This window comes from Virgibacillus sp. NKC19-16, assembly GCF_021560035.1.
Lineage (GTDB): Bacteria > Bacillota > Bacilli > Bacillales > Amphibacillaceae > Virgibacillus_L > Virgibacillus_L salidurans.
On sequence record NZ_CP074373.1, the window covers coordinates 1,570,079 to 1,591,055 of the forward strand.

22 protein-coding genes are annotated in these 20,977 nt (G+C 38.1%); 16 read left to right on the forward strand and 6 right to left on the reverse strand.

All coding sequences use genetic code 11. The annotated features are described in order from the left end of the window. Positions 1–9: 9 nt before the first annotated feature. The 5 genes from pdhA (at position 10) to KFZ58_RS08130 (ending at position 6,167) form a co-directional block, all read left to right on the forward strand. On the forward strand, positions 10–1,092 hold the full coding sequence (pdhA, locus tag KFZ58_RS08110) for a pyruvate dehydrogenase (acetyl-transferring) E1 component subunit alpha (RefSeq protein ID WP_304956825.1): 1,083 nt from the start codon (positions 10–12) through the stop codon (positions 1,090–1,092). A 3-nt stretch (positions 1,093–1,095) separates the two neighbouring features. Continuing rightward, positions 1,096–2,073, forward strand: a complete 978-nt coding sequence (locus KFZ58_RS08115) for an alpha-ketoacid dehydrogenase subunit beta (protein ID WP_235794298.1) — start codon at positions 1,096–1,098, stop codon at positions 2,071–2,073. Positions 2,074–2,097: 24 nt separating this feature from the next. Beyond that, complete coding sequence (locus tag KFZ58_RS08120; RefSeq protein ID WP_235794299.1) at positions 2,098–3,393, forward strand: dihydrolipoamide acetyltransferase family protein; 1,296 nt, start codon at positions 2,098–2,100, stop codon at positions 3,391–3,393. A 4-nt stretch (positions 3,394–3,397) separates the two neighbouring features. Continuing rightward, positions 3,398–4,804: a dihydrolipoyl dehydrogenase gene (gene lpdA, locus KFZ58_RS08125; protein ID WP_235794300.1), complete on the forward strand. Its 1,407-nt coding sequence runs from the start codon at positions 3,398–3,400 to the stop codon at positions 4,802–4,804. Between the two features lie 163 nt (positions 4,805–4,967). Beyond that, on the forward strand, positions 4,968–6,167 hold the full coding sequence (locus KFZ58_RS08130; RefSeq protein WP_235794301.1) for a DUF4317 domain-containing protein: 1,200 nt from the start codon (positions 4,968–4,970) through the stop codon (positions 6,165–6,167). A 71-nt stretch (positions 6,168–6,238) separates the two neighbouring features. Here the strand turns inward: KFZ58_RS08130 and KFZ58_RS08135 are convergent, their stop codons facing one another. Further along, positions 6,239–7,840 carry a BCCT family transporter gene (locus KFZ58_RS08135; protein ID WP_255695085.1) on the reverse strand — a complete coding sequence of 534 codons (1,602 nt, stop codon included), beginning with the start codon at positions 7,838–7,840 and terminating at the stop codon, positions 6,239–6,241. 495 nt (positions 7,841–8,335) lie between these two features. Here KFZ58_RS08135 and KFZ58_RS08140 point away from each other — a divergent pair, with 495 nt between their 5' ends. The 4 genes from KFZ58_RS08140 (at position 8,336) to KFZ58_RS08155 (ending at position 10,845) form a co-directional block, all read left to right on the forward strand. Further along, on the forward strand, positions 8,336–9,190 hold the full coding sequence (locus KFZ58_RS08140) for a polysaccharide deacetylase family protein (RefSeq protein ID WP_235794302.1): 855 nt from the start codon (positions 8,336–8,338) through the stop codon (positions 9,188–9,190). Between the two features lie 170 nt (positions 9,191–9,360). Further along, positions 9,361–9,465, forward strand: a complete 105-nt coding sequence (locus KFZ58_RS08145) for a GapA-binding peptide SR1P (protein ID WP_235794303.1) — start codon at positions 9,361–9,363, stop codon at positions 9,463–9,465. A 137-nt stretch (positions 9,466–9,602) separates the two neighbouring features. Further along, the gene (locus KFZ58_RS08150; RefSeq protein ID WP_235794304.1) at positions 9,603–10,565 is read left to right on the forward strand and encodes an NAD(P)H-dependent flavin oxidoreductase; all 963 of its coding nucleotides are present in this window, start codon (positions 9,603–9,605) and stop codon (positions 10,563–10,565) included. 10 nt (positions 10,566–10,575) lie between these two features. Next, complete coding sequence (locus KFZ58_RS08155; protein WP_235794305.1) at positions 10,576–10,845, forward strand: UPF0223 family protein; 270 nt, start codon at positions 10,576–10,578, stop codon at positions 10,843–10,845. Between the two features lie 36 nt (positions 10,846–10,881). Here KFZ58_RS08155 and KFZ58_RS08160 read toward each other — a convergent pair whose 3' ends face one another. Beyond that, a complete protein-coding gene (locus KFZ58_RS08160) occupies positions 10,882–11,499 on the reverse strand; it encodes a YktB family protein (RefSeq protein WP_235794306.1) in 618 nt (205 codons plus the stop codon). Between the two features lie 219 nt (positions 11,500–11,718). Between KFZ58_RS08160 and KFZ58_RS08165 the strand changes: the two genes are divergently transcribed. Next, positions 11,719–11,910 carry a YkzI domain-containing protein gene (locus tag KFZ58_RS08165; protein ID WP_235794307.1) on the forward strand — a complete coding sequence of 64 codons (192 nt, stop codon included), beginning with the start codon at positions 11,719–11,721 and terminating at the stop codon, positions 11,908–11,910. Positions 11,911–12,056: 146 nt separating this feature from the next. Then, entirely contained in the window at positions 12,057–12,866 is an 810-nt protein-coding gene (locus tag KFZ58_RS08170; RefSeq protein WP_235794308.1) for an inositol monophosphatase family protein, read from the forward strand. A 4-nt stretch (positions 12,867–12,870) separates the two neighbouring features. Here the strand turns inward: KFZ58_RS08170 and KFZ58_RS08175 are convergent, their stop codons facing one another. Then, entirely contained in the window at positions 12,871–13,053 is a 183-nt protein-coding gene (locus KFZ58_RS08175; RefSeq protein ID WP_235794309.1) for a DUF5325 family protein, read from the reverse strand. A gap of 185 nt (positions 13,054–13,238) precedes the next feature. Between KFZ58_RS08175 and KFZ58_RS08180 the strand changes: the two genes are divergently transcribed. After that, a complete protein-coding gene (locus KFZ58_RS08180) occupies positions 13,239–13,562 on the forward strand; it encodes a YlaH-like family protein (protein WP_235794310.1) in 324 nt (107 codons plus the stop codon). A gap of 35 nt (positions 13,563–13,597) precedes the next feature. Here KFZ58_RS08180 and KFZ58_RS08185 read toward each other — a convergent pair whose 3' ends face one another. Then, positions 13,598–13,801, reverse strand: a complete 204-nt coding sequence (locus KFZ58_RS08185) for a YlaI family protein (RefSeq protein ID WP_235794311.1) — start codon at positions 13,799–13,801, stop codon at positions 13,598–13,600. Positions 13,802–13,935: 134 nt separating this feature from the next. Here KFZ58_RS08185 and KFZ58_RS08190 point away from each other — a divergent pair, with 134 nt between their 5' ends. Beyond that, positions 13,936–14,232 (forward strand): YbyB family protein, encoded by a 297-nt coding sequence (locus tag KFZ58_RS08190; RefSeq protein ID WP_235794312.1) that lies wholly within the window; start codon positions 13,936–13,938, stop codon positions 14,230–14,232. Positions 14,233–14,285: 53 nt separating this feature from the next. Here KFZ58_RS08190 and KFZ58_RS08195 read toward each other — a convergent pair whose 3' ends face one another. Continuing rightward, a complete protein-coding gene (locus KFZ58_RS08195; protein WP_235794313.1) occupies positions 14,286–14,882 on the reverse strand; it encodes a YhcN/YlaJ family sporulation lipoprotein in 597 nt (198 codons plus the stop codon). 324 nt (positions 14,883–15,206) lie between these two features. Beyond that, entirely contained in the window at positions 15,207–15,686 is a 480-nt protein-coding gene (locus KFZ58_RS08200; RefSeq protein ID WP_235794314.1) for a hypothetical protein, read from the reverse strand. Between the two features lie 162 nt (positions 15,687–15,848). Here KFZ58_RS08200 and KFZ58_RS08205 point away from each other — a divergent pair, with 162 nt between their 5' ends. The 3 genes from KFZ58_RS08205 to pyc all read left to right on the forward strand — a co-directional run bounded on the left by KFZ58_RS08205 (position 15,849) and on the right by pyc (position 20,964). Then, entirely contained in the window at positions 15,849–16,130 is a 282-nt protein-coding gene (locus KFZ58_RS08205; RefSeq protein WP_235794701.1) for an Fpa/YlaN family protein, read from the forward strand. A gap of 209 nt (positions 16,131–16,339) precedes the next feature. Then, positions 16,340–17,533 carry a putative lipid II flippase FtsW gene (ftsW, locus tag KFZ58_RS08210; protein ID WP_235794315.1) on the forward strand — a complete coding sequence of 398 codons (1,194 nt, stop codon included), beginning with the start codon at positions 16,340–16,342 and terminating at the stop codon, positions 17,531–17,533. Beyond that, a complete protein-coding gene (gene pyc / locus KFZ58_RS08215; protein ID WP_235794316.1) occupies positions 17,521–20,964 on the forward strand; it encodes a pyruvate carboxylase in 3,444 nt (1,147 codons plus the stop codon). Before ftsW ends, pyc begins: the two co-directional genes overlap by 13 nt. The last annotated feature ends 13 nt before the right edge of the window (positions 20,965–20,977 follow it).

Below are 20,977 nucleotides of genomic sequence, written 5' to 3' on the forward strand. Positions count from 1 at the left end.
TGAACTATTTTGAAACACGTACTTGAAAGTGTTGAAAGTCAGTTCGAAATGTTCCAAGTTCTGAACGAAGATGGAGAAATTGTCAACAAAGATGATATGCCTGATCTATCAGATGAAGAATTAAAAGAGCTTATGCGTAGAATGGTTTATACGCGCATATTAGATCAGCGTTCGATTGCCCTAAATCGTCAAGGACGTTTAGGATTCTATGCGCCAACTGCTGGTCAGGAAGCTTCTCAATTAGGAAGTCAATTTGCTTTGGAGCAAGATGATTTTCTATTGCCGGGGTATCGTGATGTACCTCAGCTTATTTGGCAAGGCCTTCCGCTATATCAAGCTTTCTTGTTCTCAAAAGGACATTTCCATGGGAACCAAATGCCAGAAGATGTACATGCTCTAAGTCCGCAAATTATTATAGGTGCACAATATGTTCAAACTGCCGGGGTAGCTTTAGGAATGAAACTACGAGGTAAGAAGACTGTCGCAGTAACCTATACAGGCGATGGTGGAACTTCTCAAGGGGATTTCTATGAAGGTATTAACTTTGCAGGAGCATACGGGGCGCCAGCGATCTTCTTTGTTCAAAATAACTATTTTGCCATATCTGTACCTGTAGAAAAGCAATCATCTACAAAAACATTGGCGCAAAAGTCGGTTGCTGCTGGAATTGAAGGAATACAAGTGGACGGCATGGATGTCTTAGCAGTGTACGCTGTAACTAAACATGCTCGTGAACGTGCGATTAACGGAGACGGTCCTATGCTAATCGAAACATTAACATACCGTTATGGGCCACATACAATGTCCGGTGATGACCCAACACGCTACCGTACGGATGAGCTTAATGACGAATGGGAGAAAAAAGACCCGATCGTACGATTCCGCACATTCTTGGAAGACAAGGGAATATGGTCAGAAGAGGAAGAAAACAAAGTTGTAGAAGATGCAAAAGAAGACATTAAAAAAGCAATTAAAGAAGCTGATAACTATCCAAAACAAAAAGTAACGGATTTGATTGGTAATATGTATGAAGAACTTCCAGTAAACCTGCAAGAACAAATGGAAGAATACAAAGAAAAGGAGTCGAAGTAGATCATGGCACAAATGACAATGATTAAAGCAATCACCAATGCCTTGCAGACCGAATTAAAGAATGATGAGAATGTGCTTGTATTTGGTGAAGATGTTGGCCAAAATGGCGGCGTATTCCGTGCAACTGAAGGCCTGCAGGATGAGTTCGGTGAAGACCGTGTATTTGATACGCCATTAGGTGAATCCGGAATTGGTGGCCTTTCAATCGGTCTAGGTTTACAAGGTTTTCGACCGGTAATGGAAATTCAATTCTTCGGCTTCGTATTTGAAACAATGGACTCTATTAATGGACAAATGGCTCGTATGCGTTATCGCTCCGGTGAGGCACATAATTCTCCGGTCACAATCAGAGCACCATTTGGTGGCGGTGTGCATACACCAGAGCTGCACGCAGATTCATTGGAAGGTTTAATTGCTCAACAACCAGGGATGAAAGTTGTTATTCCTTCTACACCATACGATGCAAAAGGTTTATTGCTTTCGGCTATTCGCGATAATGATCCGGTTCTATTCTTAGAACATATGAAATTGTATCGCTCATTCCGTGGAGAAGTACCAGAGGAAGAATATACCATTGATCTCGGGAAAGCTGATGTGAAACGCGAAGGAAAAGACGTAACAATTGTTGCCTATGGTGCAATGGTTCATTCAGCTTTAAAAGCGGCAGACGAACTTGAAAAAAATGATATAGATGCTGAAGTTATAGATTTGCGCACCGTCTCACCGATTGATATTGAAACAATTATTGAGTCTGTGGAGAAAACAAATCATGTGGTTGTTGTCCAAGAAGCACAACGTCAGGCGGGTGTCGCTGCAAATGTTGTTGCTGAAATTCAAGAAAGAGCAATTCTGCATTTGGAAGCACCCGTACTACGTGTTACAGCTCCAGACACTGTATTTGCATTCTCTGATGCGGAAGAAATCTGGTTACCTAACGAAAAAGACATCATAGAAAAAGTAAATACCGTAATTAATTATTAAAATCGTGATAGGAGGTAAGTAATAATGGCATATGAATTTAAATTGCCTGACATTGGTGAAGGCATTCACGAAGGCGAAATTGTGAAATGGTTTTTCAAAGAAGGCGATGAAGTAAAAGAAGATGACGTATTGTGTGAAGTTCAAAATGATAAATCTGTTGTTGAAATTCCTTCCCCGGTAGATGGGACTGTTAAACAGATTCACGTAGAGGAAGACTCTGTAGCAGTTGTTGGTGACACACTCATTACCTTTGATGCAGAAGGCTATGAATCTGATGAAGCGGATGCTTCAGATGAAGGCGGAGAAGAAAAAGAAGCGGAGACAGCCTCAAAAGGTGAAGAAGATAAAGAAGAGCAAGAAAAACAAGCGGCTAAAACGTCTGAAAGTGATGATGAAACAGATGATAAGCGTGTTATAGCAATGCCTTCTGTGAGAAAATATGCACGTGATAATGATGTGAAGATTCAAGCAGTAAATGGCACAGGTAAAAACGGTCGTATTTTAAAAGAAGATATCGATAGCTTCTTAAGTGGTGATCAAAAAGCTGAAACAGCTGATACAACTGAAACAGCGGATCAAGAAGAAAAACAAACGACTTCTGCTGCTCCAAAAGCAGAATATCCGGAAACGCGTGAGAAAATGAGTGGTATTCGTAAATCAATTGCCAAATCAATGGTTAATTCAAAAACGAAGGCTCCACATGTCACCCTGCACGATGAAGTAGATGTTACAGACCTAGTGGCACATCGCAAGAAATTTAAACCAGTCGCTGCAGAACAGGACATTAAATTAACGTACATGCCTTATGTTGTAAAAGCGTTAGTTTCTGCTTCGAAAAAATATCCAATTATGAATGCTTCCATTGATGATGAAACAGACGAAATTATTAACAAGCATTATTATAATATTGGTATCGCAGCAGATACAGATAGGGGTTTAATGGTACCAGTAGTGAAAGATGCTGATCGCAAATCCATTTTTTCAATTTCTCAAGAGATAAATGAGTTGGGAGAAAAGGCAAGAGATGGTAAACTGAAACCAGATGAAATGAAAGGTGCTTCAAACACAATTTCAAACATCGGTTCAGCTGGTGGACAATGGTTCACACCTGTCCTAAATTACCCTGAAGCAGCTATTCTGGGAATCGGACGTATTGCTGATAAACCAATTGTTAGGGACGGAGAAATAGTAGTAGCACCCGTACTTACATTATCATTGAGCTTTGATCACCGTATTGTTGATGGGGCTACTGCACAATTAGCTCTAAATCAAATCAAACGAGTACTAAGTGATCCACAATTAATTATGATGGAGGCGTAGAATTATGGTAGTAGGAGACTTTCCAATTGAGGTAGACACGCTGGTCGTAGGAGCCGGTCCAGGCGGTTATGTAGCAGCCATTCGTGCAGCACAATTAGGGCAGAAGGTTACAATTGTTGATAAAGGGGCACTCGGGGGAGTTTGTCTAAACGTTGGATGTATTCCATCAAAAGCCTTGATTCAAGCAGGACATTTAACAGAACAAGCTCACGGCAATGAAGAATTAGGTATTTCAACCGAAAATGTTTCTGTAGATTTTTCTAAAGTTCAAGAGTGGAAAGGCAGCGTAGTTAATAAACTTACTTCAGGTGTTGAGAGCCTTTTGAAAGGGAATAAAGTGGATATTTTAAAAGGTGAGGCATACTTTGTTGACAAAAATACAGCAAAAATTATGGATGAAAAAGATTCTCAGACCTATAAATTTAATAATTGTATTATCGCAACAGGTTCATCACCAATTGAAATTCCAAGTTTCAAATTTTCTGATCGTGTACTGGATTCTACCGGCGCGCTTGATTTGAAAGAAATTCCTAAGAAAATGGTTGTCATCGGTGGCGGTTATGTTGGTACGGAACTTGGTTCTGCCTATGCGAACTTTGGTACAGACATTACTATTTTAGAGGGTGCCGATGATATACTTGGCGGTTTCGAAAAACAAATGAAACAAGTTGTTAAAAAACGCTTGAAGAAAAAAGACGCAAAAGTTGTTACGAAAGCAATGGCTAAAGGCGTTGAAGAATCTAAAGATGGTGTGAAAGTCAGCTATGAAGTTGACGGTAAAGAAGAAACGATTGAAGCTGATTACGTATTAGTTACAGTTGGTCGTCGTCCAAATACAGAAGAAATTGGGTTAGAACAAGTAGGTATTGAGACAGACGACAACGGTTTAATTAAAGTTGATAAACAAAGCCGTACAAATATTGATAACATCTATGCAATTGGTGATATCGTACCAGGCTCACCGCTTGCACATAAAGCTTCTTATGAAGGAAAAATAGCTGCTGAAGTAATCAGTGGTGAAAAATCCGAAGTTGACTATATTGGAATGCCTGCTGTTGCGTTCACAGACCCTGAACTCGCATCTGTTGGTTATACAGAAAAAGAAGCGAAAGATGCCGGTTATAAAGCAAAAGCATCTAAATTCCCATTTGCAGCAAACGGTCGTGCCCTGTCGCTAAATGATAGTGATGGTTTCATGAAACTAGTCACGCGCGTTGAGGATGGATTAGTGATTGGAGCTCAAATCGCCGGACCGAATGCAAGTGATATGATTGCAGAAGTTGGACTAGCAATTGAAGCAGGTATGACAGCTGAGGATATTTCCTTAACCGTACATGCACATCCAACACTTGGTGAAATCACCATGGAAGCTGCAGAAGTAGCTTTAGGAACTCCAATTCATAGTATGTAATAGAGTATGTGAAAAAGCTCTCTGGTGGTGTCTACCATCAGAGAGCTTTTATGTTTGCAAATTATTATAAACAGCAGGAAAAACTATTTACTTCTATGATAAAATAGTAGAATGTGTGTATACGAAGGTACATACAGATAATCTACATAGGAGTGGGACAACGATGGACAAAAATGACATAGCAAATATCCGCAGGCAATTTAAAGTGGATAATGATTTATTGAAAATACATGAAATTTTTAATGTGTACATCATGAAAGAATCCAGCGATATTTACCATCACCAGAGTACACCATTTGAAATGCTGGAGACTGATCAACAAGAGCTGTTTATAGATAATTTTAAAAAAGTACTATCCGGCCAAATGGATGAAAAGTTATTTGAATTAAAGTTTCAGCATGATGTAGAAGAAGGTAGTCAGCTCATTCTTCATCAAGGCCTTTTAAGTAATGATACAGAAGAGTGGAAGGAGCATATGCTCAAGCTCGTAGAAAAAATGCTGAAGGATAAACAATACGAAATGGATATTGTTGTAACATTTATTCGGGGAGAATATATGATGCCGATGAAGAACAGAAGTAGTGAGGCGGAAGTAAGTGAACGTGACACGGTTTATTCCCATCCCTTTATTTTATGCAGTATGAATAAAACACAGGATCCGAAAAAAGAATTACTATTTGATTATGTTGAAAAGGAATTTAAATATAATATTGTGGTAGATCCAATTATCAATTTGAAAGCTCCTATTTCAGGATTTCTATTTCCTTCTATTACGTATAATGCGCAGGACGTGAACCATGTTCTTTATGCTTCAGGGAAAAAGAATGAACCTGATTATCATTTTATGGAGGAAGTTTTAAATGCGGAGGAAATCATGACTGCTGCACAGGATAAATTAGTTTTTGAGGAAATTGTGAAAAACGTAGCTGGTGATCAAAATATCAATACTTCCACACTTTCGAATGTATACGAAGAGATTCATCGTGTCGCAGAAGATAATGAAGAGGAAGATACACCGAAATTAGACTACAAAGATGTAGAAAACGTGTTAAAAAGCAGTGGAATAGAAGATGTCAGTACCGAAAAGGTTGAGTCTGCTTTTAAAACAGTGATTGATGATGAACATTATGAATTTAAAGCAAACAACATTGTACCGAGATATAATTCAAAATCGATCAAAATAGAGACGAAAATAGCGAATATCTCCATAAGTCCACAAGACTTGAAATATGTCCGCCAAGTCCATTTCAATGGAAAACGTTTCTTAATGATGGAAGTAGAAGAAAACACGGTAATTGAAGGCTTTGAAATGATTCCGGAAGCTTTATTTCAAAAAGCGCCAGAGGATGGAGAAGGAGAATAATACGAGGAAGCTCATCTACCAAAAAAGCTGTCCAGAGTGGGGTATCTTCCCTTTTCTGGACAGCTTTTTACTTAAGAATCTCTTTCATTTTCTATTTCTTCCTTATCAGCATCAGGAAGTGTTTCCTCGAAACCTTTGCGCATTTTTCTCAGTTCTTTCTTCTGCTTTTCCCGGAACTGCGGATCATGTTCGCGCTGTTTGTGTTCCATTAGCAAAATGCCATGTTCGCTTTTCAGTGCTTTGATGAGCGCAATGCACATAAAGATCATTAATATCGCGAACGGGAATGCTGCAATCAGCATGGCCATTTCAAGTGCTTTCAGCCCGCCGGACCACAATAGAACCGCAGCAGTTCCGGCAAGGATGATCCCCCAGATAAGTTTCACGCCCGGGCCTGGATTTAACTTACCTCCTGTTGTCAGCATGCCAAGTACAAATGTACCGGAATCGGCAGAAGTGATGAAGAAGGATGCAATTAAGAGCACTGCGACACCCATAACAACGGCTGCCATAGGCTGTGACTCAAGAAATGCAAATAACGCTACTTCATTGCCCGCTTCGTTCATTAATTGGTGGATAATGCCGCCTTGAGCTGTATCCATTTCCAATCCGGCAATACCGAAAACGGAGAACCAGAAGGCACTGAATATTACCGGTATAGCAGTAACCCCGATGACAAATTCACGAATTGTCCTTCCCCTGGAAACTCTGGCAATAAAGGTTCCAACAAATGGCGACCAGCCGATCCACCAGGCCCAATAAAAGAGTGTCCATGCATTAAGAAACTCTCTCTCACCGGTAAATGCATTCATGCCGAGTGTCATACTTGGAAGGTTTTGAATATAGTTACCAAGTGTTGTTGTAAATGATTCGATCATCTGTACAGAAGAACCGAGAATGAATACAAAGGCCATCAATGCAATAGCAAGAATAATATTTATCCAGCTCAGATAGCGGATACCCCGGTTAATGCCTGTAGAAGCAGAAAGCATAAATAACACGGTGATAACTAAAATGACCAATAGATTGGTTAGCAGTGTATTTGGAATGCCTTCAAAGGTATAGCTTAAACCAGCTGTAATCTGTGTCGCACCAAGTCCAAGCGATGTTGCAATACCAAATACAGTAGCAAAAACGGCCAGTGTATCAATGGCAACACCAAGGCCGCCCTTAGATCGATCGCCGATCAGTGGCGCAAAAGCGGAACTGATCAAAGCAGGCGCCCGGTGGCGGAATTTAAAATAAGCCAGAGCCAATGCAAGCACCGCGTATGTAGCCCATGGATGGAATCCCCAGTGGAATAAGGTGTATTGCATGGACTCTTCTGCAGCAGCTATCGTTTCAGGTTCAGCAGAAGGAGGGGAATAATAATGTGTTATTGGTTCCGTCACGCCGTAGAATACGAGACCAACCCCCATACCAGCTGTGAATAGAAATGCAAACCAGGTAAAATAGCTATACTCCGGTTTATCATCAGGCTTTCCAAGCTTGATTTTTCCATATGGTCCAAAGATCAAAAACAGTGCAAGCAAAACAAACCCTGTAGTAACCAACAAATAAAACCAGCCAAATGTCTCCGAAATAAAACCGTCAATCAAGCCTAATACATAGTCAACATTTGATGGGAAGAAAGCTCCCCAAATAATAAATACTGATATTAACGCAATAGACACCCAAAAAACGGATGTAACTTTTTTGGATTTAATAATAAGACCTCCCTACAAACTTTATCAAAACTCTTGCAGTATAACATACCTAGATAACATGTCAATTCTCGACATTGACAGCTAATAAAATGTGCGCTTGCTGCTACATTATGCTTCTCCCCAAGTGGTGGTTTAGGAGCAGCCTCTTATTTGCACCTCCTTTGTATTTATTCTATTTTTGCATCGTTACGCAACCTTAAGTCTTTCTTTGACCATAAAGCATAGCATCTGGTTAAAATTCCGCATGACATCATTCTTTCATTTATCAGTATTATGTTTCAACAATTTTCGAGTGCAAGTTACCCTTAGTTTGTACGAAATGAGAAATTATAACCACTATATTTGACATTCCCAGTAAAAATAAAACTAAACCCTTAAGCTGCTTAATTTAAGGTGGGATTTTCAATACTTATCAATTATAATGGATGAAGAAATATATTTATAAGAGGGGAAGTACATACAATGAAAAGAAGCCTATTTTATATTACTATTGCACTGTTATTTGTTTTGGCTGCATGCGATGGAAACGATGAACCTGCCGCTGGAGAACCGGATTCATCCAGTCAGCAAGAAAATGAAAATACCGAAGAACAGACAGAAAACAACAATCAGGAAAACGTGGAAGAAGGTACGGAAGAAACAGAAGAAATTGTCGAAAACGAAGAGGTTGCAGCCGAACCGGAGGAGCCTAAATATAAAATTTCAGAAAACTGGTCGGTTGTACCGATAGATGATGCAGATGAAGAAGTAGTGCTGCTGACAATAGATGATGCTCCGGATGAATACGGGGTTGAAATGGCTAAAACGTTAAATGAACTGGATGCGGACGCAATTTTCTTCGTTAATGGGCATTTTTTGGATACACCTGAAGAAGAAGAAATGCTCAAGGAAATTCATGAATTGGGGTTTGCAATTGGGAACCATACATATAGTCATCCAACATTACCTGAAATACCAGAGGAAGAACAAAAAGAGGAAATCGTCAGTTTAAGCGACCGTGTAGAAGAAATTATTGGAGAGCGCCCATCATTTTTCCGAGCTCCGCATGGTGCTAATACCGATTATTCCATCCAAGTAGCTGAGGAAGAAGGTATGACAGTAATGAACTGGTCCTATGGCTATGATTGGAATGAAGAATATATGGATAAAGAGGCCCTTGCAGATATTATGGTTAATACCGAATTTTTGAGTGCTGGTTCTAATTTATTAATGCATGACAGGGAATGGACATCAGAGGCTCTAAGCGATATTGTTAATGGATTACGTGATAAGGGATATGAACTGGTTGACCCGGACTTAATACAAACGCCAGCATAAAAAATATTGATCATGAAACAGTTAGCCATTTGGTTAGCTGTTTTTTCAACTGCAACATATAAAATAGCACACTTTAAATAACGTTATACTAATTTGGGGTTGTAACTTTCAATGTGACATATTATAATATGAATATGATAACATATTAAGCGAGAAAAGGAGCTGGGCCAATGGGAACGATTATTTGTCAAGATTGTCATAAAGTAATTGAAACATATGATGAAGAGAAAGTAACTACCCTATATGGAACATGTCCTACTTGTAATGAAAATTGAACGGATAAAGGAGAAAAAGAGCTGTGTTGAATCGCAGCTCTTTTTCTGCTTTCGATTGGATAGTAGGATTAGCCATCATTAACCAATTAATGGTAGTATACATATAACAATGTTCAAACAAGGGGGAGCGTTTTTTTATGAAATGGAAAACGAGAGTAACGGAACTGTTAAATATTGATTATCCCATTATTCAGGGAGGGCTAGCTTATTTAGCTTATGCAGATTTGGCTGCAGCAGTATCAAACGCAGGTGGTTTAGGGCAAATAACTGCGATGAGCTTAACCTCTGCTGATAGCTTGCGTAAGGAGATAAGACGTGCTAAAACCATGACTGCAAATCCATTTGGGGTGAATTTTGCAATTGGACAGCATGGTCGCGCATTTGAACATATGGTAGAGGTAGCTATTGAGGAAAAGGTACCAGTGATTTCTGTTACGGGTGGAAATCCAAAAGGTGTACTAGATATGGTGGAAGGCCATCCAATAAAAAAACTTGTTCTGGTTGCTGCAAGGAGACAAGCGGAAAAGGCCGAAGAATTAGGTGCTGATGCTGTAATGGTAGTTGGTCAGGAAGGGGGAGGACATCTAGGTCGGGGAGATGTAGGGGCAATGGTATTAACACCAAAAGTTGTCGATCATGTCTCTATTCCTGTAATTGCTTCTGGCGGCATCGTGGATGGCCGTAGTATGATGGCAGCAATGGCGCTTGGTGCTGAAGGAATCGAAATGGGAACGAGGTTTATTTCTACAAAGGAATGTGTTGATGCACATAAGAATTATAAACAAGCAATTCTTGAAGCTGATGAAAATGCTACTGTTGTCATTAAGCGTTCACTTGGTACACCAGCTAGAGCGCTATCAAACCATTGGACAGATCAAATCTTGCGTATAGAAGAAAGGGATCAAGGGTATGAGTCACTAAAAGATTTTATAAGTGGTGAAGCAAATAAAAGCTATATCAACAATGGGGACGAATCGAAAGGCTTTGGCTGGGCTGGACAGGGCGCAGCAAGAATAAATGATATTCCGACTGTGAATGAACTATTTCAATCCATTCGGAAAGAGGCAGAATCTGTTAGCGAAAGATGGTCAAAAATGTGAGGTGATTATTATGGACTACCACTATCCCATTGATGAAACATGGACGAAAGAAGAAATAGTTGATGTCGTTCGTTTTTTCAGTTTAATTGAAAAGGCGTATGAGCAACAAGTGAAGCGTGATGAATTATTAGAGGCGTATAACAAATTTAAGCAAATTGTACCATCTAAAAGTGAAGAGAAAACGTTATTTAAGGAGTTTGAAACAGCTTCAGGCTATACAAGTTATCAAGTTGTAAAAAAGGCAAGGGAGTCACAAGCAAATACAATATCAATGAAATGAGGCAGCACATCGCAACTCGTGCTGCCTCATTCTTTATTATTTCGCTCCCATTGCTTTTTGGTAAAAAGGTAGTAATCTTTTGTATGTCTCTTTTGCCGTTTCTAAAAACGCATCACCATCCGTTAGACGTGGGTCCTCAACAGGTAAGTGCTGGCCTATAAGAAACTCTGCTTTTTTCACATCACGAAACCGCTCCACATCCTTTAGTTGCAGGTCTTTAAGTTTTATTTTATTTTTTTTCATATGATCCAGCGAAACGACATAATGATCAGGAAGCTGTTTTATTTTCTCAAAGTCGTCTACAAAACTTTCAGCTATTTTACTTTTATGATCTAATTCATAAATGAAAGCCAACCAAATGAAAACATGGTCATCAAATAAACCAACTTGAAAATGCGGATGCTTTTTATACCCTCGTTTATTATCAGCAATTGCTAACCATGTATCGTTAGGTGGATTAACGGTTCTTCTCGCATGTTTTGCAATATGTAAATACATTTCATTGCCAATTTCAGCAGATAAATAGTCAGCAAGATAACTTCCAATTTCTTGAAATTTTGGCTGGATACGTGTTTGAATTGCTTCCATTCGTTCGTCCAAACCATCTATTAAAAACGTATTAAAATCTTTCTTCGCAAAACCTTCAAATGACATGTTATCATCCTTTCAACATGTAATACATGTAAATGATACTAATTATTATTAAGTATAAAAAGGTTTTAGTCAAGGAATGTACAGTAAAAAATATGTTTAAAAATAAAGGCATTTGGGGAAATTAAAGTAAATGAATCGTTCATTTTAAGTTAATTGCCGTACCAAAATTGTAAAATAATCATAAACATATTAAAAGTGTTCTGAGAGGGCGTGAATAGTTTGAAATATGTAATGGAGGCAATAAGACGTAAAGAAGCCCAGGAAAAGCTTCCAGTTATACGTATGGAAATTGATTATGAACTTGTAACACTTCATGATGCACTAAAAGCCAATGATAACGTACAAATTATAAAAGCAAAAGAACGATTGGAGCAACTAAGATTACAGTTACAGAAAGCTGAAAATGAATAATAAAGCTATTTGAGGATCTCCAATAACGTATCTTAATATACATATTGGAGGTCTTTTATTAGAAAAAAACCAATCCGAATACAATGACTCCAATCCTCTAATCTGATAATATGAATAGTAGACAGAAAAATAACGGAGGAGAATATATGAATGTAGAATTTCGTGATACCCTTTTTAACCAGGCTAAATCATGGGTTCTGGAAGCAGGAGCCAATATTCGAAATAAAATAAATGATCCATATGATATCGCTACAAAATCAAATGCGAATGATCTTGTAACAACAATGGATAAAGAAACAGAGTCTTTTTTTATAACGAATATAAAAGCATCGTACCCTGAACACTACATTTTAAGTGAAGAGGGATTTGGGGATCATTTAACAACATTAAATGGAACAGTATGGATAATTGATCCAATCGATGGCACGATGAATTTCGTACATCAGAAAAAGAATTTTGCCATTTCTGTAGGCATATATCATGATGGTGTTGGTGAAATAGGGATTATTTATGATGTAATGGCAGATGTTCTGTTTTATGCTAAAAGAAATGAAGGAGCCTATAAAAATGATGTGAAATTAGCTCCTTTAAATCCGAATTTAAAATTTGAAGAGGTCATATTTGGTCTGAATCATTTTTGGTTATGTGAAAATCGTTTGGTAGATGAGCAGCGGATGCAAGATTTTGTGAGAACGATTCGAGGATCCAGAACATACGGCTCTGCTGCACTGGAATTAGCATATGTAGCAGAAGGTGTGATGGATGGCTATTTATCAATGAGTCTTGCCCCTTGGGATGTAGCAGCAGGTATTGTTATTGCAGATGAAGTAGGCGGTATTACTTCGGATATAGATGGAAATCCGGTAAGTATGCTTGATAAGAGCTCCGTTCTGACCTGCAATTCTACCATTCAAAAGAGGATTATAAACGATTATTTACAAAAAGGAAAAAAGTGACTCCCTAGCTTACGGAGTCACTTTTTTTTCGTTTTAATGAAATGCCATATCCCATGACCAGGAAACCTGCAATAAGAAAAAGTAATATAAGCCAAATATTGCGCAGGGCGATACCCACTCCTACAGCTGCAAACAGAGAAATTACTAATATAGCTAATAAAAGCATGGGAAAGTTAATGTTTTTCATAGGACCACCTCTATATTAATCTCTACATAGTATATAACAAAATTAGTAAATGTTCCAATTAGAGTGGTTAACAAATTGCTTTGGCTGGCATGAAGCTTAAACATTTAGTATGATGGTGAAAGAGTCTACGAGAGAGTAAAGGATAAAGAAATAAAATTACAAACAGCACCAATGGGGGAAGATAGATGGATGCCACGAATTTCAGTCCTATTTTTGATTTTGTATTAAATAATTTTCCAGATAATGTATTTTGGATTTTTTATGTACTTAATTTGATATTTGGAGCTATTGCTTTTAAATTAGGTTTTGCAAGAAAACTTCCACTTTTAAAAACGATTTTTGTATATATCATGCTAGCTGTTGGTACATACATTATTACCATATTTAGTATTCTCCAAATGCCAATTACAGAAAGCTTGATAGTTATTTCGCTCGTGTTGGCGATTTATCGATTTAGATTGCACAGGCAAAGAAAAGGAAATCAAAGTCATAAAAAAACGCCTGAATAAGGCGTTTTTTTTGGATTTAAAGTCGTGAACAAGCTTTAAATCAAGTCATGCTTTTGTTTCTTCTTTCTATACAAATGGAAGTTTCCTGTAGAATGACGTTGTTTCGTTTTATATTCAATTCGCCCATAACATGTATCGCATAAATACATATGGACTCTGCGATTTCTTAACCGTTTTGCCTCTGGAGAATGATCTTCTAACGTTTCTACAGTATCACAAATAACACATTTTACCTGCATAAATTTTCACCTCAAAATTATAAATGCTTGTAAAATACTATAACATAGAAAGCGTTCGCTTATAAACGTATTTCATGTTTATAAAAATTTATATAGGGGAAAATAGAAATTAATAAATAGGGAGGGCGATTTTGATGAAAAAAAGGTATATTTTATCTGCAGGAGCAGCAGGAGCCATAGGGGCTGCTGTAACAGGTTATTTTTTAAAAGATCAAGAAAATCGGGATAAATTGAAACAAAACGCAAAAAACGTAACAGATAAATTTAAAACGAATAAAAATACAGGGAATACGTTATTAGAAGATGCCGGTATTCCAGATCAATCATCGGACAGTGGCCCTGCGCAGCGAGACAATGCCAAAATGGTCGATGAAGGTTCGCAGTTTGGTGTCCAATACTATAATGAAGTGAAAGAGGAAAATACAAATTAAAAAACCATAAAAAGGTGATTCCCAAGCATAAGCAGGGATCACCTTTTTTATTTTTATTCCTCACTTTGATGGTGGGATTGTTCTTCTTCAACATCTTCCAACTGTTGTTCATCTTCTTCAGGCATGATCTCTTTGTTTTGGTCAGGTTCCTGAGGCTGATCTTCATTTATAGGAAATTCAGGCATATACCTTCCTACGATTGCAGCGACCTCATCTACAACGCCATCTACAGGGTGACCTTGTCTTATTTTATTTCCCATGCCGCGGATCCTTTCCATAACATCGGCATCTGCTACGACGACTGCTGTTTTTCCATATGGGTCATGTTGGAGTGCTTCCATGACAGAATATTTGATGGTACCTACTCTAGAGCGGTCTAAATCCTTATCTACATCAATCCCAACAACTGTGTAAGGCCCCGCAACAACTGCTGCTGAATCATTAACATTTGGTACATCACCTGCTACATTAGCTAAGTGGTCGGCGATTTCACCATTATTTAAATTTTTTCTCTCTGCTGGATCAGAGTTTTCCACTTGTGTAATTCTATTATTTTGGTCTTCTTCATTTGCTAAAGGTTCTTCTTCTTGTTGGCAGCCAGCGATAACGAATACACTAACAAAAAGCAATATAGCTATCCGCATATTCATGCAGCATTCCTCCTAAATAATACTCAACTTAAGGTTATTTTGGATGGAATACGAAAAAATATACAAAAAACTCATGCAGTATAGTGTAACAGCTTCTAAGAAGACGTTCATTTTTTTTAAAGAGTTGTTCAAAAAGTCATCGAATGATAAGCAATGAATCTCTTCGTTGGTTTGTTTTTCGCTACTCACGTATTTAAAAGCATACGTTTCGTTCCATGGAAAAGAAAATCACTTTTCCTGCTTGCAAGATCGTCTGCTCAAAACTACGCCGCCTCGACCTTCTTGCTTCTAATTCGACAACTATTTGAAAGCGCACTTAAACGATTAATTAATAATTATTTTGGTAACATTTTTGATTGGATCTTCCTTATTGGAACCATCCATATAGTATAGATGTACAGGCCCATCTTCTTTTAGAGGCTTTCCTTCCACCGAGAATAAGAAACAACTCCTGTAAAGATCATGAAGTGGCATCTCCACATCCTCATCATTTGTTACAAGTGTTGCTGTTTCAGCTTTTGGATTTATTTCCGCGTTGTCTAAAAAGTAATTAATCGGCATGACATAGGAATTTTCTAATATTTTATTCCCTTCCATTCGCGATATGCTCCTATTCACAGGTGGGGCTTTTTCAATAGCCCGGTCCCAAACTTCGGAAGCTTTTTTTAGCTCATCTTCTGTTTCGTCTTGCTTATCTAAACTTGTAAATGCTTCGTCCAGTAATATTTTTCTGTCATCAAAAATCCATACAGTCGGATCTAATGTAATGGAATATGTAACATTTCCAATTATTGGTATTATCATTATCTCATCCCCTCACAATATATCTCTACCTAGAATAGCAGACAATATATAATATTTCACTTGTAAACGATTGAAATTTTTATAACAAAAATGTTTGCAATTTCTTATTGCTAACGATAATATAAGAATAGAAGAAGTCTTTTTGCGGAGGGAATTAATTTGATGCCTGAGGTGACTGTAAATCATAGTGAAAAAGCCCATGCCCTTCTTAAGGCTGATGCTGATAAAATTTTGCGCCTGATAGAAGTTCAAATTGAAAATTTAACGATGCCACAATGTCCTGTATATGAGGATGTTCTGGATACACAAATGTTTGGCCTCTCCCGGGAGATCGACTTTGCTGTACGATTGAATTTAATCAGCGAAAATGAAGGTAAAGCACTTCTTGAAAATTTAGAGATGAAGCTAAATATACTTCATGAAGCAACGCAAAAGTCTGTGTGATACACATATTAATCGCGTTCCTGACGTAATGTAACACAGCAAAAACTTTGCCTGCATACTAAGGGTGGCAAGGTTTTTTTGTTTACTGTCGTACAGTAAGAATATTTTTAAAAGAAGATGAAAATTGAAATTTATAGTTTAAAACTATGTTATACTATTTAATAATTCTATTTCATCTGTAATTATCTTACATAGTGGGGAGAAGTAAGATGATAAAGAGATTAAAAGATTATGACTTTACATTAATGATTACGCCTATACTTTTAACGGCTTTTGGATTAGTCATGATCTATAGTGCCAGTATGGTAATTGCTGTGGTTGAAGGAAATGAGAGTACGCATTACCTCACCAGGCAAGCATTGTGGTTTGGTATTGGTATGGTAGGATTTGTATTCTGTAGTGTATTTCCATACAAGTATTACCAGAGGCTTATGAAAATTATCATATTCTGCGTTATTCTGCTATTAATCGGTGTGCTATTTTTTGGGATTACCGTTAATAATGCCAGATCATGGTTCGTGGTTGGACCAATAAGTTTACAACCTGCTGAATTTGCAAAATTAGGTCTTATACTTTATTTAGCTTCTGTTTATTCCAAAAAGCAAGCTTATATTAGTGAGTTCAATAAAGGAGTTTTGCCACCATTAATTTTGACAGGGGTTATTTTAGGTCTAATCGTAATGCAGCCTGATATAGGAACAGCAGCGATTATCTTTCTAATAGCATGTGCAGTTATTTTCAGTGCCGGAATACGCTTTAAACATCTATTTATACTTATCTTTATCGGGGTAGTTATATTTGCTATTGCTGCTCCAAATATGATTACAGATACTAGAATTGCAAGGTTTACAGGAGCCTATCAGCCATTTCAAGCACCGGAAACAGGTGGCTACCAATTAATCCAATCCTATCTTGCTATCGGTGGTGGTGGATTGACTGGTGAAGGGCTTGGACAAAGTGTGCAAAAGTTAGGGTATTTGATGGAAGCTCATACTGATTTTATTATGGCCATTATTGCTGAAGAGCTAGGATTTATAGGTGTTATCATTGTTATAGGGTTGCTTGCTGCAATTGTCTTACGAGGTATTTTTATCTCAAGAAAAACAAGAGACAGCTTTGGCGCCTTGTTAGCGATAGGTATATCTTCCATGGTAGGAATACAGGCGTTTATTAACCTTGGAGCAATAAGTGGTCTTTTGCCAATTACAGGTGTTCCTTTGCCATTTGTTAGTTATGGTGGGTCATCATTACTTGTACTGCTGATTTCAATGGGGATATTAAATAATATCGCAATGACAGTAAAGAAACAGGAAAGAGAGTCAGAAGCAGAACAGGAAAACTCACAATCTATATCTGAAAGAAATAAGTTTAATTCTAGAGGAGGAAAATCATGGCTGAGTTAAAACAAATGAACAAGGTGTTAGTTGCTAATCGAGGAGAAATTGCTATTCGTGTCTTTAGGGCTTGCACTGAGCTTAACATTCGTACAGTTGCTATATATTCAAAAGAAGATTCGGGATCGTATCATCGTTATAAAGCGGATGAATCGTATCTAATAGGAGAAGACAAGAAGCCAATAGATGCTTACCTTGATATTGAAGGGATTATTAAACTAGCAAAAAGTGTGGGCGTGGATGCTATTCATCCAGGGTATGGATTTTTGTCAGAAAATATCGATTTTGCAAGACGCTGCGAAGAAGAAGGAATTATTTTTATCGGCCCTACGAGTGAGCATTTGAATATGTTTGGGGATAAGGTGAAAGCAAGAGAGCAGGCTGTTGATGCTGGCCTGCCAGTAATTCCAGGTAGTGATGGACCTGTTGATTCTGCAAGTGAAGTAGAAGCATTCGGCAGGGAACACGGGTTTCCAATAATTATAAAAGCATCTCTAGGCGGAGGCGGTCGTGGCATGCGGATCGTCCGAAGTGAAGGAGAAGTTCCGGAAGCTTACGATCGTGCGAAATCAGAGGCAAAGTCAGCTTTTGGTAACGACGAAATTTATCTGGAGAAATTAATTGAAAATCCAAAACATATAGAGGTCCAAATTATTGGTGATGATGAAGGGAATATTGTTCACTTGTATGAGAGGGACTGTTCCGTTCAACGAAGACATCAAAAGGTTGTAGAAGTTGCACCAAGTCTATCTTTAACAGAAAGTCGCCGTCTGGAAATATGCGATGCCGCGGTACAATTAATGAAAAAAGTAAACTATCTAAATGCTGGTACGGTTGAATTTTTAGTAACAGATGATGCCTATTATTTTATTGAAGTGAACCCGCGTGTACAGGTAGAACACACGATTACAGAAATGATTACTGGTGTGGATATTGTCCAAACACAGCTAAAAATTGCCGCAGGACGTAGTATGCTTGATAAATCAATCGGCAATTTAGAGCAGAATAATATCACAGTGAATGGATACGCGATACAATCTCGTGTCACGACAGAAGATCCATTAAATAACTTTATGCCGGATACAGGAAGGATAATGGCATATCGAACAGGTGGCGGTTTTGGTGTTCGCCTGGATGCTGGAGATGGATTTCAAGGTGCAGAAATCTCTCCACATTATGATTCCCTACTGGTTAAGGTTTCTACATGGGCATTAACGTTTGAGCAGGCAGCTCAAAAGATGGTTCGAAATCTAAAGGAATTCAGAATTCGCGGAATTAAGACGAACATTCCTTTCCTAGAGAACGTTATCTTGCATGATAAATTTTTATCTGCGCAATATAACACGACGTTTATTGATGAAACACCTGAGTTATTCGTATTTCCAAAGCGCAAGGACCGTGGTACAAAAATGCTTGCATATATTGGTCATACAACAGTAAATGGTATGGAAGGGGTGGAAAACTCGGAAAAACCTGATTTTCCTGCTCTAACCGTACCTAAAACGGATATTTTAACAGAAATCCCTAATGGATCGAAACAGATTTTAGACGAGCGAGGGCCAGAAGGTTTAGCAAAATGGCTCAAGGAACAAAAGGAAGTTAAGCTTACGGACACAACTTTCCGTGATGCACATCAATCGCTCCTTGCAACCAGGGTAAGAACGAAGGATCTGGATCGAATAGCTGAACCAACTGCTCGCATGTTACCTAATCTTTTCTCTGTAGAAATGTGGGGTGGAGCTACATTTGATGTGGCATACCGGTTCCTAAAAGAAGACCCTTGGGAAAGATTATTAAAATTACGTAAAAAAATGCCTAATTTACTCTTGCAAATGTTACTCAGGTCAAATAATGCGGTTGGATATAAAAATTATCCTGATAATGTCATTCATGAATTTGTTGAAAAGAGTGCAAATGCGGGAATAGATATTTTCCGAATATTTGATAGTTTGAATTGGGTTGAAGGAATGCAGCTAGCGATTGAGTCTGTTAGAGAGAATGATAAAATCGCTGAAGCTTCTATGTGTTATACAGGTGACATATTAGATACAGGTCGTTCTAAGTATGATTTGTCCTACTATCTAAACCTGGCAAAACAGCTTGAACAATCAGGTGCTCATATTCTAGGTATTAAGGATATGGCAGGTTTACTCAAGCCTGAAGCAGCGTATCAATTAATATCCAGTTTAAAAGAAACGATAGATTTACCTGTCCATCTTCATACACATGATACAAGTGGTAATGGTATTCATACGTATTCTCGTGCGATTGATGCTGGAGTGGATGCAGTGGATGTCGCTGTAAGTCCAATGGCAGGCCTAACATCCCAGCCTAGTGCACAGGCATTATACCATGCACTTGAGGGTGCCCACAGGCAGCCAAACGTTGATGTAGATGCATATGAGGAACTTTCCCATTACTGGGAGGGAATAAGAGAATATTATAAAGACTTTGAAAGTGGCATGAAAGCACCTCATACTGAAATATATTTACATGAAATGCCAGGTGGCCAATATAGTAATCTAAAACAGCAAGCTAAATCTGTAGGCCTGGGAGATCGATGGAATGAGGTAAAAAGGATGTTCCGCCAAGTAAATGATATGTTCGGTGATATTGTGAAGGTTACACCATCTTCTAAAGTAATAGGTGATATGACATTATTTATGGTTCAGAATAATTTAACTGAAGAAGATATCTATGAACGCGGAGAGTCCATCGATTTTCCGGATTCTGTTGTCGAATTTGCACAAGGTTATATTGGACAACCGTATCAAGGTTTTCCAAAAGAACTGCAACGCATTATTTTAAAGGGAAAAGAAGCAATCGAAGTACGACCTGGAGAGTTACTGGATCCAATTGATTTCACTCAATTAAAAGAAACATTATTTCAATCGCTTGATCGCCAGGTAACAAGCTTTGATCTTATATCACATGCATTGTATCCGAAGGTGTTCATGGATCACCATAAATTTTCTGAAACGTATGGGGATATGTCTGTTCTGGATACACCGACATTTTTCTACGGCATGAAACTGGGTGAGCAAATAGAAGTCGAAATCGAACAGGGAAAAACGCTAATTGTAAAATTGGTTTCTATATCGGAAGCAAGAGCGGATGGTACCCGTGTCGTTTATTTTGAATTAAATGGCCAAGCCCGTGAGATCGTCGTTACTGATGAAAGTGTCAAATCAACTGTGGCAACAAGACCTAAGGTGGATAAGTCCAATGACAAACATATAGGTGCTACAATGCCTGGAACAGTAATAGAAGTAATTGGTAAAAAAGGGGACAAGGTAAATAAAGGGGATTATATCCTAACTACCGAGGCGATGAAAATGGAAACTACCATTCAAGCTCCATACGAAGGCGTAATTAAAGATGTACACGTGGAAAATGGGGAATCAATTGCAGTTGATGACTTATTAATTGAATTTGAATAAAACCAAAAAACAG

Bases quoted from the DNA above. Each gene is read 5' to 3' on its own strand.
- KFZ58_RS08115 (WP_235794298.1), top strand. From the start codon at position 1,096: ATGGCACAAATGACAATGATTAAAGCAATCACCAATGCCTTGCAGACC.
- KFZ58_RS08120 (WP_235794299.1), top strand. From the start codon at position 2,098: ATGGCATATGAATTTAAATTGCCTGACATTGGTGAAGGCATTCACGAA.
- lpdA (WP_235794300.1), top strand. From the start codon at position 3,398: ATGGTAGTAGGAGACTTTCCAATTGAGGTAGACACGCTGGTCGTAGGA.
- KFZ58_RS08130 (WP_235794301.1), top strand. From the start codon at position 4,968: ATGGACAAAAATGACATAGCAAATATCCGCAGGCAATTTAAAGTGGAT.
- KFZ58_RS08140 (WP_235794302.1), top strand. From the start codon at position 8,336: ATGAAAAGAAGCCTATTTTATATTACTATTGCACTGTTATTTGTTTTG.
- KFZ58_RS08145 (WP_235794303.1), top strand. From the start codon at position 9,361: ATGGGAACGATTATTTGTCAAGATTGTCATAAAGTAATTGAAACATAT.
- KFZ58_RS08150 (WP_235794304.1), top strand. From the start codon at position 9,603: ATGAAATGGAAAACGAGAGTAACGGAACTGTTAAATATTGATTATCCC.
- KFZ58_RS08155 (WP_235794305.1), top strand. From the start codon at position 10,576: ATGGACTACCACTATCCCATTGATGAAACATGGACGAAAGAAGAAATA.
- KFZ58_RS08160 (WP_235794306.1), bottom strand. From the start codon at position 11,499: ATGTCATTTGAAGGTTTTGCGAAGAAAGATTTTAATACGTTTTTAATA.
- KFZ58_RS08170 (WP_235794308.1), top strand. From the start codon at position 12,057: ATGAATGTAGAATTTCGTGATACCCTTTTTAACCAGGCTAAATCATGG.
- KFZ58_RS08175 (WP_235794309.1), bottom strand. From the start codon at position 13,053: ATGAAAAACATTAACTTTCCCATGCTTTTATTAGCTATATTAGTAATT.
- KFZ58_RS08180 (WP_235794310.1), top strand. From the start codon at position 13,239: ATGGATGCCACGAATTTCAGTCCTATTTTTGATTTTGTATTAAATAAT.
- KFZ58_RS08185 (WP_235794311.1), bottom strand. From the start codon at position 13,801: ATGCAGGTAAAATGTGTTATTTGTGATACTGTAGAAACGTTAGAAGAT.
- KFZ58_RS08190 (WP_235794312.1), top strand. From the start codon at position 13,936: ATGAAAAAAAGGTATATTTTATCTGCAGGAGCAGCAGGAGCCATAGGG.
- KFZ58_RS08195 (WP_235794313.1), bottom strand. From the start codon at position 14,882: ATGAATATGCGGATAGCTATATTGCTTTTTGTTAGTGTATTCGTTATC.
- KFZ58_RS08200 (WP_235794314.1), bottom strand. From the start codon at position 15,686: ATGATAATACCAATAATTGGAAATGTTACATATTCCATTACATTAGAT.
- KFZ58_RS08205 (WP_235794701.1), top strand. From the start codon at position 15,849: ATGCCTGAGGTGACTGTAAATCATAGTGAAAAAGCCCATGCCCTTCTT.
- ftsW (WP_235794315.1), top strand. From the start codon at position 16,340: ATGATAAAGAGATTAAAAGATTATGACTTTACATTAATGATTACGCCT.
- pyc (WP_235794316.1), top strand. From the start codon at position 17,521: ATGGCTGAGTTAAAACAAATGAACAAGGTGTTAGTTGCTAATCGAGGA.